The organism is Nocardia sp. NPDC004568 (genome assembly GCF_040609955.1).
In the GTDB taxonomy this organism is placed as follows: Bacteria; Actinomycetota; Actinomycetes; order Mycobacteriales; family Mycobacteriaceae; genus Nocardia.
Map to the genome: position 1 here is coordinate 61874 of NZ_JBEXLL010000016.1, position 10657 is coordinate 72530.

At 71.6% G+C, this 10657-nt stretch carries 6 protein-coding genes; 5 read left to right on the plus strand and 1 reads right to left on the minus strand.

Translation table 11 applies throughout. From position 1 onward, the window contains the following. The first annotated feature begins 123 nt into the window (after positions 1–123). Together ABZV91_RS10735 and ABZV91_RS10740 are read left to right on the plus strand one after the other, a co-directional pair. A complete protein-coding gene (locus tag ABZV91_RS10735) occupies positions 124–4836 on the plus strand; it encodes a cation-translocating P-type ATPase (RefSeq protein ID WP_355238654.1) in 4713 nt (1570 codons plus the stop codon). 84 nt (positions 4837–4920) lie between these two features. Continuing rightward, complete coding sequence (locus ABZV91_RS10740) at positions 4921–5301, plus strand: hypothetical protein (protein WP_355238657.1); 381 nt, start codon at positions 4921–4923, stop codon at positions 5299–5301. Positions 5302–5583: 282 nt separating this feature from the next. Here the strand turns inward: ABZV91_RS10740 and ABZV91_RS10745 are convergent, their stop codons facing one another. Then, positions 5584–6756 (minus strand): AI-2E family transporter, encoded by a 1173-nt coding sequence (locus ABZV91_RS10745; protein WP_355238660.1) that lies wholly within the window; start codon positions 6754–6756, stop codon positions 5584–5586. Between the two features lie 596 nt (positions 6757–7352). Here ABZV91_RS10745 and ABZV91_RS10750 point away from each other — a divergent pair. The 3 genes from ABZV91_RS10750 to ABZV91_RS10760 all read left to right on the plus strand — a co-directional run bounded on the left by ABZV91_RS10750 (position 7353) and on the right by ABZV91_RS10760 (position 10646). Next, entirely contained in the window at positions 7353–8573 is a 1221-nt protein-coding gene (locus ABZV91_RS10750; RefSeq protein ID WP_355238662.1) for a cytochrome P450, read from the plus strand. Positions 8574–8625: 52 nt separating this feature from the next. Next, complete coding sequence (locus ABZV91_RS10755) at positions 8626–9585, plus strand: helix-turn-helix transcriptional regulator (protein WP_355238665.1); 960 nt, start codon at positions 8626–8628, stop codon at positions 9583–9585. A gap of 164 nt (positions 9586–9749) precedes the next feature. Beyond that, positions 9750–10646, plus strand: coding sequence for an SAM-dependent methyltransferase (locus tag ABZV91_RS10760; RefSeq protein ID WP_355238668.1), 897 nt, complete (start codon positions 9750–9752; stop codon positions 10644–10646). The last annotated feature ends 11 nt before the right edge of the window (positions 10647–10657 follow it).

Consider the following 10657-nt stretch of genomic DNA (forward strand, 5'->3'; position numbering starts at 1 on the left):
GATGCACCGGGCGCACAGTTGGGTTCCGATACCGCAACGTGCGGCGCGCGCATCCTGAACCGCGCTTTCCCGCGCCTACACTCGCCCGAATGCATCGACCGATCACTCGGGGAGCCTGAGCGCATGCGAGGTATCGATTTCGGTGGGTTCGCGCGGCTCGCGGCCGGCGCGATGGCGTCGACCGTCCGGATCGGATCCGCCACCGCACTGGTCGCGCCGGCGCTCGTGGGGCCGGCGGTCGGGCCGGTGCGCGACTGGGCCCGTGTCGTGCTCGGCGGTCCACCGCGCGGGGGCACGGACGAGGCGGGTGTCCCGCCGGCGTGGGAGTGCGGACGCCGGATGCACATCGATCTCGACCGGACCTCGCTCGGGACGGAGGGCGCCGCGGGTCCCGCGGAACTCCAACGGCTGGTCGCCGCCGGGCCCGGTGTGATCTCCGCGCATATCGAGGACATACTCGGGCGACTCGTGATCGAGCTGGCGGAGGCCGCCGATCCGACGGAGATCCGCCGGATGATCCGTCCCGCCGCCGACCTGCCGAGTACCGGGCAGGAGCCGGGAGCGCGCTTCCGGGGGCTGGTCACCGATCCCGGAGACCCGCTGGCGGTCGCGGTCCCGGTGGTGGCCGCCGTGGCCGATGCGCTGGCGATCGGTACCTCGGTGATCGGATGGCTGGGCCGGTTCCCCCGGGCACCCCGGGCCGCCCGGGCCGCCGCGGCGGTGATCAACCATCAGCCGCGGATCGTCGCATTGCTGGAGTCGAAGCTCGGCCGGGCCGGCACCGATCTGCTGACGACCGCGTTCTCCGCCACCGCGCACGGGCTCGGCCTGGCGCCCGCCGCGCCGTTGCTGGATCTGGTCGCGCGAACCGCCCAGATCTCCGAGGCACTGGCGCGCCGGCAGGCCTGGTGTGCGCGGGAACCCGCGCTCGCGGCCGCTGCCCGGCCTCGCGGCCCGGCGCCCGCGGCGATCTTCGCTGCGGCGCAGGCCGGCTCGGAACTCCACTCCGCGTCCGAGGAGACGGCCGCCACCGCGCCGCCCGGCCCGGTCGACGAATACGCCGAACACGCCGCGAACGGATCGCTCGTGGCGGCCGCGGGCACTCTGCTCGGCGGCGGTACCGCCGACGATATCGCCGATACGCTGCTGGCCGGCATACCGAAGGCGGCCCATATGGGCCGGCAGGCCTACGCACTCGTCCTCGGCCGGGGACTGGCCAAAGCGGGCTCACTGGTACTGGATCCGGGGGTGCTGCGCCGACTCGACCGGGTGCGGGTGGTCGTCGTCGACGGCGCGGCCCTGCGTGGCGATACCCGGGCGGTGCTCGGGGTCGAGGTCTCGGCGCCGGGGTGGCAGCGGGGACGGATCTTCGAGCTCGCCGATGCCCTGCTGCACGGTGAGCGGATTCCCGCGTCCGCCGACGCGATCGGTTTCGACAGCGCCACTCTGCGGTGGCACGGACCACCGGATGCCACGGTGCCGGGGACAGACCGCGCCGACCTGCTCGCGGACGGCGCGGTGGTCGCCACTGTGACGATCGGGTGGGAGCTCGACCCCTGCGCCGTTCCGCTGATCGAGACCGCCCGGCGTACCGGCGCGCGGGTGGTGCTGCGCAATGTGGCCGGCACCGAGGAACTCGGCGCCTCCGTCACCGCCGCCTACGACCCGGGTACCGGCCTGCTCGACCTGGTCCGGGAACTGCGGGCCGACCGCGGGCCGGTACTGCTGATCTCGTCGTTGCATCCGGACGCCGACGTGGTGGATACCCTGGCCGCCCTGGCGCTCGCCGATATCGGGGTCGCCGTCGACGATCCCGCCGCGGCGGCACCGTGGACCGCCGACCTCGTCACCGGCGCCGACCTCGCCGACGCCGTCCGGGTGCTCGCGGCCGTCGTGGCCGCGCGACCGGCGATCGACACCGCGGTCCGTCTGGCCAAGGCGGGCAGCACCTTGGCGGGCCTGCTCGTGGTCACCGGGGAGACCGGCCGGCGGAGCCGGCTCGGGCTGGGCCGGTGGCTCGCCCCGGTCGACGCCGCGGGCGCTACCGCCTGGATCCTGTGCGGGCTGGCCGCCCAGCGGGTGGTGCGGTCACCGGACCCGCCGCCGCAACCGCTCACCGCCTGGCACGCCCTCGACCCCGCGATCGTGTACGCGCGCATCCTCCGTGGCCGCCGGTCATCGATGCCGAACCCCGCGCCGAATCGGCGCCGGGGGATCTCGGTCCTGTCGCACAGCGTGGTGGGCGAACGGCTACGCGTACCCGCAGCACTGCTGGCCCGGCTGGCCGGGGCGGCACGCCGGGAACTACGCGATCCGCTCACGCCGGTTCTCGCCATCGGCGCCGCGGCCGCCGCGATCCTGGGCAGCAATGTCGATGCGCTGCTGGTCGCGGGCGTGATGAGTGTGAACGCGCTGGTCAGCGGTATCCAGCGGCTGCGCGCCGAGGACGCGGCGGCGGCCCTGTTCGCCGAACAGGAGCAGGCCGTCCGCCGGGTCGTCGTGCCGACAGCGGCCGCGGAGAACCGGCTGGAAGCGGCGCGGACCTCCGACCGGGTCACTGTCGTCTCCGCCACCCGGCTGCGGCCCGGCGATGTCCTCGAGCTGCGGGCGCCGGAGGTGGTCCCGGCCGATGCCCGGCTGCTCATCGCCGAGGATCTCGAGGTCGACGAGTCCTCGATGACCGGTGAGTCGGTACCGGTGCTCAAACACGTCGCGCCGGTGGCCGGCCACGCCGCGGAACGCGCGAGCATGCTGTTCCAGGGCAGCACGATAGTCGCCGGGCGGGCCCGGGCGATCGTCGTGGCCACCGGTCCGGCCACGGTCGCCAATCGCGCGATCTCCACGGTGTCCGGTGTGGCACCCGCCACCGGAGTCCAGGGCAGGTTGCGTGACCTCACCGGCCGGGTGCTCCCGCTCACGCTGGCCGGCGGTGCGGTGGTCACCGGTGTGTCGCTGGTGCGCCGGGGACCGCTGCGCCGGGCGGTGGCCGACGGCGTGGCCATCGCCGTGGCAGCGGTTCCGGAAGGACTACCGCTGGTGGCGACCATGGCCCAGCTGGCCGCCGCCCGGCGGTTGTCGAAGGTGGGGGTGCTGGTCCGGGCGCCCCGGGCGCTGGAGGCGATCGGCCGCGTCGACGCCGTCTGCTTCGACAAGACGGGCACATTGACGCTGAACCGGCTCGCGGTCGTGACGGCGGTGCCACCGGATTTCCCGCCGGGAGGCGACTATCCGGCGATCACCGACCCACCGTCCGCCGCGGTGGTGCGGACCGCCGGGTGGGCCTGCCCCCGGCCGGACACGGGTGAGGGGCACACCCATGCCACGGACGAGGCCGTCCTCACCGCGGCCGCTCGCGTGCCGGGGGGTGGTCCCGATCCGATCGTGATCGCCGAACTGCCCTTCGAATCCTGCCGCGGTTACGCGGCCGCGATCATCGTCGACGGCGACGCCGGACCCGGCGCCCCGGCGCGGTTGGTGCTCAAGGGCGCCCCGGAGGTGATCGTGCCGCGCTGCCGGTTCGACACCGGATCCGCCGACCGGGCCGCGGCGGACGCTCTCGTCCACCACCTGGCGGATCAGGGTCTGCGGGTGCTCGCCGTCGCCCAGTGCGAACTCGACTCGGTGGGCGAGGCGGGTTTCGATCAGGAACGGATCGAGAAACTGGCGACCGACCTGACTCTCACCGGGTATGTCGGTCTCGCCGATACCGTCCGCGATTCGGCGCGCCCCCTGCTGCGGGAGCTGGCCGGCGCCCACTGCGCGGTCGCGTTGATCACCGGGGATCATCCGGTCACCGCCCGCGCCATCGCGCGCCAACTCGGTTTCCCGCCCGGCGCCCGGGTCGTCACGGGCGCCGAACTGGCCGCCACCGACGAGAACGGGCGGGCCGAACTGGCGGCCTCGGCCCAGGTTTTCGCACGGGTCGGCCCGGAACAGAAGGTGCAGGTGATCGCGGCCCTGCAACAGTGCGGGCGGGTGGTCGCCATGGTCGGCGACGGCGCCAACGACGCCGCGGCGATCCGGATGGCCGATGCCGGTATCGGGGTGACCGGGCGCGGTTCCTCACCCGCCCGCGAGGCCGCCGATCTGGTCCTGACCGGCGACAACCTCACCGCACTGCTCGACGCTCTCGTCGAAGGCCGCAATATGTGGATCGGTGTCCGTGACGCCCTGACCCTGTTGCTCGGCGGCAATGCGGGCGAAGTGGTGTTCACCATCCTCGGTACCGCCCTCGGCCGCGGCGGTGCCCCGGTGAGTACCCGGCAACTCCTGCTGGTCAACCTGCTCACGGATATGTTCCCCGCGCTCGCCATCGCGGTGTCACCGCCGAGCCCCTCGGCCACGGTGGCGTCGGCCGCGACCGGTACGGGCGCTCCGGATTCCGTGCTGTCCGCCCCCGCTCCCTCGCTCGGGCGGCCGCTGATCGAGGCGATAGTCCGGCGCGGGGCCGCCACCGCCGCGGCGGCCACCGCCGCGTGGGCGATCGGCCGCTGGACACCGGGTACCCGGCGTCGCTCCGCGACCATGGGGTTGACGGCGCTGGTCGGCGCACAACTCGCCCAGACGCTGGTACTGCGGCACGACGATCCGCTCGTGGTGGCCACGGCGGTCGGCAGTGCGGCGGTGCTCGTGACCGTCGTCGAGATACCCGGCGTCAGCCAGTTCTTCGGCTGCACGCCGCTGGGGCCGGTGGCCTGGGCCGGTGTGCTCACGGCGGTCACCGGTGCCACCGCGCTGGTCGTGCTCTCCCCGGCGTGGTTCGCCCGGCGCACCGAGGAACTGATCGATCGAGTCGACCGGTTGCCTTCCACCCCTCCGGAGCGAGATCATCGATGACATTCACGCTCGCTGTCATACCCTTCCGGCGCACGCCGGAGAGGCCAGAACCGGTAGTTCTCGACGACGAGAGGATCGTGTCCCGTGCCTGCACAAGGTAAAGCGAACAGTCCCGGCCGTGCCCCTGCGGCAGACGCCGGCGAATCGGCCCGCGAGAAGACCTCCGGGACCCAGGAGAGACCGGCCGAGCAGCCCGCCACCGCACCCGCGGCCACGCTGACACTGCCCTTCCTCGACGCCGAAATCGCGATTCCCGGCCAGGGCATCAAGATGAAGGCGGGGCCGGTGGAGCTCTCCCTGCCCACCCGTTATCTCTACTACGGCGGACTCGGTGCGCTCACCGTGGCCGGAGCGGTCGAGTGGCCCATCGCGGGTGCGCTCGCCGCGACCGGGCTGATCGTCGGCCGCTTGCGGAAACCCGCGTCGCGGTCCGAGCCCGTGGGCGCCGGCGCGGCCGCGACGTAGCCGAGACCGGGTTCAGCGCCATATCGGACGATCGCCCCGGCGAACCCACGACAGTGAATCACCGGGCCGTGATCGGCACCGGCGCGGCGGTACCGGGAGGTGCGGCGGCGGCCTCGGTGACCGCGGGCGCGGAGTCCGCGGTCGCCGGGCCGGCCAGCGTTGCGGGGGCGTTCTCGAAGCAGTGGAAAAACCCTGCGGCGCGAACACCGCATCTCCCGCATGGGCCTCGAACATATCCGTGTGGTGGCTGCCATGGTCGCCGGGGCAGCGGTGCTCCGTGCGTCACGCCTTGTCGAGGCGTGGGAAGAGCACCTCCTGCGCGATCAGGTGCAGGGCGGCCGCGACCGGGATCGCCACCAGGGCGCCGACCAGTCCGAGCAGTGATCCGCCGAGCAAGACGGCGATGAGGGTGGTCAGCGCGGGGACCTTCACCGACCTCCCGATGATCTTGGGTACGAGCAGATAATCCTCCGCGAGGCGGAAGGCGACGAAGAACACCACGGTGGTTACGCACACCGGAACCGAGACCGTCGACGCCACGGCGGCCACCGCGATCCCGGCGATCGTCGACCCGACCACCGGTACCAGGTCGAGCACGGCCACGAACAGGGCCAGCAGGAGCGCGTACGGCACCGAGAACGCGACCAGCCACAGAAAGGTCGCCGCGCCCGCGATGACCGAGATGAGTACGTTGCCGGCGACATAGGCGCCGACCTTGGCGAAGATCTCGTCACCCAGCAGGATCGCCCGCGGTCTGCGGGAATGGGGCACGAACCGGTACAGCGCGGCCCGTAACCGGGGCAGTCCGGCCAGGAAGTAGACGGTCAGAACCGTGACGATGACGGTATCGGTCAACGCGGTGAACACCGCCTCTCCGGCCGTGGCGATCTCACCGACCACCGACGATCCGGCCCCGTTCCACGCCCGGGTCAGCCGATCCTGCAGGTCGAACCGATCGTTGAGCCGGCCGGTCCAGGAGGTGGGGTCGGTGAGCTGGTCGATATATCGGGGGACCGCGTCGATGAACTGCGAAGCCTGCTGCGTCAGTGGGGGGATCGCCGCCGCCACCAACCCGGCCACCGCCGCGCCCCCGAGGACGAACACCACGGTGACCGCGGCCCAGCGCGGCAGGTGGTGGGCGGTCGCCCACCGGACCAGAGGTTCCAGGCCGAGCGCGAGGAAGAACGCGACCCCGATCATCAACAGCACGGATTCCACCGCCCGCAGCGCCGCGACCGCCGTGATCGTGGTGAAGACCCCGGCAGCGGCCGTCATACCCACGAAGAAGGGCGAGTTGCGGTCGAATCGAGGGCCGAGTCCGCCGCGTGGATGCGAGTCGCTGGTCAGCGCTGACGCCGCGCGTTCGGCCTCACCGATCGGGTCGGTCCCGGTCCCGGTCCCGGTTTCGGTTTCGGATCCGGACTCCGGTCCGGGCTCGTCGTCGGGAGTGCTCATCACCGCACCTCGTATGTGGCTGCTGCCGGCGGATCGGTCGACGTGGCATGTCGTCGCGGGAGCCTCGCGGAACTGCCGAACGGCCGGTGCGGTGGTTCGCGACCACCGGTACTCCGCCGACCCGGAGAGCGCGAGGGGCCGAGCCCGGCGGGCAGCGACGGTCCGCGCTCGCGTTCGCGAAGCCACGCGGGCCCTCTCAGCACTGGCTCGACACCGCCGACCACGGCCACATGTGGAGCATAGATCCGGACCACAGCGCCGAACAGGACCCGGCCGGAGCCTCGAGTCCGCAGAATCACTCGCCCGACCGGTGGGGAGTCCCGGCCGGGCCGGAACGAGCCCGCGGACCGGCGAGTGCGTCGGGCGGCCCGGCAGGAATCGGTGCTCGCCTCGCCCGTGCGGCGGCCGTGCTCCGGTACGGGCGACCGCCGGAGATCGGGCGGTAAACGTCTCGGCGGCTGGGTATTTCGGGTTCTCGCCCGCACTTTTCGGGTTCGGGGCACAGTCGGGCCGCGCAGTCGTCGGCGGGGACGCCGGAGCGCGATACTCCTCGGCGAGCGTCCGGTGACGGCCGGGCGCCGGAGAAAGGAACGCACGTGTCGACCACACTTCCCGCTTTCCCCGCCGCGAACGAGAATCCACTCGACACGTGCCGCCGGTTGCGGGACACCGCACCCGTCGTCGAGGTCGAATTCCCGGGCGGCGTACCCGGCTACCTGGCGCTGACCTACGGGGCCGTCCGCGAGGTACTCGCCGGTGACAACAACACTTTCGCCCGGGATCCCCGGCACTGGCCCGCGCTGCACAACGGAGAGATTCCGCAGGACTGGCCGCTGCGCGCGGTGGTCCAGGGCGAGCATCTGTCGACCAAGGACGGCGGCGACCATCGCCGGTTGCGCGGTTTGATCGGCAAGGCGTTCACGCCGGGCCGGGTGCTGGCGCTGGAGCCGCGGATCCAGGCGATCATCGACGAACTCCTCGACGCGGTGGTGGCCGCCGGCGACGGGGTCGATCTGGTGCCCACCTTCACCGAGGCGCTGCCGATGGCGGTGATCTGCGAACTGTTCGGCGTGCCCGAACAGGACCGCGGCCGATTGCGCGGATGGACGGCGACCCTGCTGGCGCACACCAGTTCGCCGGAGCAGGCGTTCGCGGCGCAGAACGGGCTGCAGTCCTATCTGTACGACCTGGTCGAGCGTAAGGGCCGGGAGCCCGGGACCGACCTCACCTCGGGCCTGGTGCAGGCGCGGGAGCAGGACGACAAGCTCACCACCGAGGAACTGGTGGCGGTGCTGTGGATCATGCTCGTCGCCGGTCACGAGACCACCGTGCACATGCTGGGATATGCGATCCTCGCCCTGGCCCGGCATCCCGAGCAGCTGCGCCTGGCGAAAGCGGGCGATCGGTGGGCCGATGTCGTGGAAGAGACCGTGCGCTATCGCCATTCGGTGATGATGACCAGCTGGCGGTTCACCCTGACAGATGTGACCATTGCGGGTGTGGCGATTCCGAAGGGCAATGCGGTGGGCGTGGTCTACCAGGCGTGCGGAATCGATCCCGCGGAGTACGGCGAAACCGCCGAAGAGTTCGACATCACCCGTGCGCAGCGGGCCGGGCATCTGGGCTTCGGGCACGGCCCGCGCTATTGCCTCGGCGCCGGGCTCGCCCGGCTCGAGGGGCGGCTGGCGCTGGCCTCGCTGTATCGGCGGCTGCCGGACCTGCGACTCGCCATCGATCCGGACGAGGTCCCCTACACGCCCTCGTTCTTCACCATCGGGCCGCTGTCCATACCGATCTCGCTCGGCGAGCCGCGGTGACCGCAACCCGCCGGCCGGCCGGGCCCGCCGGAGCATCGTCGAGGACGGGACCGTGGAGTTCTACAGTGTGACCGCGCGGAATTCGGCATCGTGGACCACCATCGCCGACAGTTTGATGCCGATGGATCACGACTACCACGAATCCGAACGGTGGAGCGCGACGATGTCGGTGCAGGAGAGCGCCGGCTACCGGCTACTGCGCTGGGATCAACACGGATCGCGGATCTCGCGCCGGACCCGGCCGCATATCCGCCGGGTCGCGGGCGACGATTTCTACTGGATCGTGCTTCCCGAGCAGGGCACCTACACGGTCCGGTACCGAGACGGCAGTGTCACCGCGGCCGGTCCCGGTCAGGGCGCCGTCACCGTGCTCGATACGGCGTGTCATCTGCACATCCCGCGGTCGTCCGCCTACGCGTTCCAAGTCTCACGCGACGAGATGGAGGACCGTATCGGCTCTTTCGGGTCGCGCACCGCGGAACTCGATATGTCCTCCGGTCTCGGCCGGATCACCCGGACGCTCATCCGGAGCACCCATGCCGAGCAGGCGGCGCTGTCGGTGGAGGAGTTCGACGCCGTCTGCCGGCGTATCGGAGAACTGCTGTGCATGCTGTCGGTGGGTGAGGTGAGCCCGCAGCGGGGCCGGCACGGCGAGGTGATCGAGCAGGTGCGGCGATATGTGCGCACCTATATCGGTCACCGGGACGTCCACCTGCCCGCCGTCGCCGCGGCGCTGGGCTGGTCGCCCCGCCAGGTGCGCGCGATCCTGCACCGCGACGGGATCACCTTCCGGGATCTGCGGCGCGAGGAGGCCCTGCGCGCCGCGCGCTCGTTCCTCGCGGACCCGGCCTACGCCGATGTGCCGATCGGTGATCTGGCCGCCCGGTGCGGGTTCAACGCCTCGTGGTTCTCCACCGCGTTCAAGGCGGCGACGGGGGAGACACCGCGGGAGTACCGGCAGCGCCGGCGCGGTGAACTCGCCGCGCGGGCCACCGGCGACCGGGCTCGCTGACCGGACGTCGGTCGCGCGGGCGAAACCATCCCGTGCCCACGTAGAATTGTCGGTGGCTTCTCTGATCTGCGCGCGGTCACCTCCGGGGCCGCGGCCGGGGCGGTATGCCCTTTTTCCGAATGCGTTCCATGCGTATCCACCGATTCGATCGGGAGGTACCGGTTGTGCGAAGTGAAGGAGATGTCTGGGATATCGTCACCGGTGTCGGACTCACCGCGTTGGGCGTGGCGACATTCCGGGCGCTGGAATCCGCCCTGCCCGATCCGCTCATCCGCGACGACTACGCGGAACTGTTCGTCCGTGCCGCCGGTGAACCGCATTTTCTGGACATACTGGCGGATCCGCCGACCCTTTCCGGTACACCGCTGGTACCCGGATTCATGGGGCTGCGGACCAAATTCTTCGACGATTTCTTCCTGTCGGCCGCCACGGCCGGAACCACCCAGGTGGTGATACTCGCCGCCGGATTGGACGCGCGGGCCTACCGGCTCGATTGGCCCCCGGGCACCGTCGTCTACGAGATCGATCAACCCGATGTGCTCGAGTTCAAGAACCGGGTGCTGGCCGAACACGGGGCGATACCGCGCGCCGAGCGCCGCACGGTGGCGGTGGACCTGCGCGCCGACTGGCCGGCCGCGCTGGCCGCGGCCGGGGCGGATGCGGCCGCGGCCACGGCATGGTCGGCCGAAGGACTGCTCCCGTACCTGCCCGGGGCGGCGCAGGACGCGTTGTTCGCGCATATCGATGGGCTGAGCCCGCCCGGCAGCCGGATCGCGGTGGAGAGCATCCCCACCGATGCGGCGAACAGCAATTTCGCCCGGCTCGAAACGAAGTATCTCGACAAGAATCCGTTCGGCGACATCGACCCGGCCGAACTGTTCTACTCCGACGACAGAGCCGACCCGGAACAGTGGCTGAGCGGACACGGATGGTCGGTACACGCCGCGGCGCCCGCCGACCTGGCCGCCACCTACGGCTCGGTGCTGCCCGATCTCCCCGAGGAACTCGAACAGCACTGGGAACGACCGCGATATCTGTCGGCGATGCGGAAATCGGGCTGACCGGCACAGTA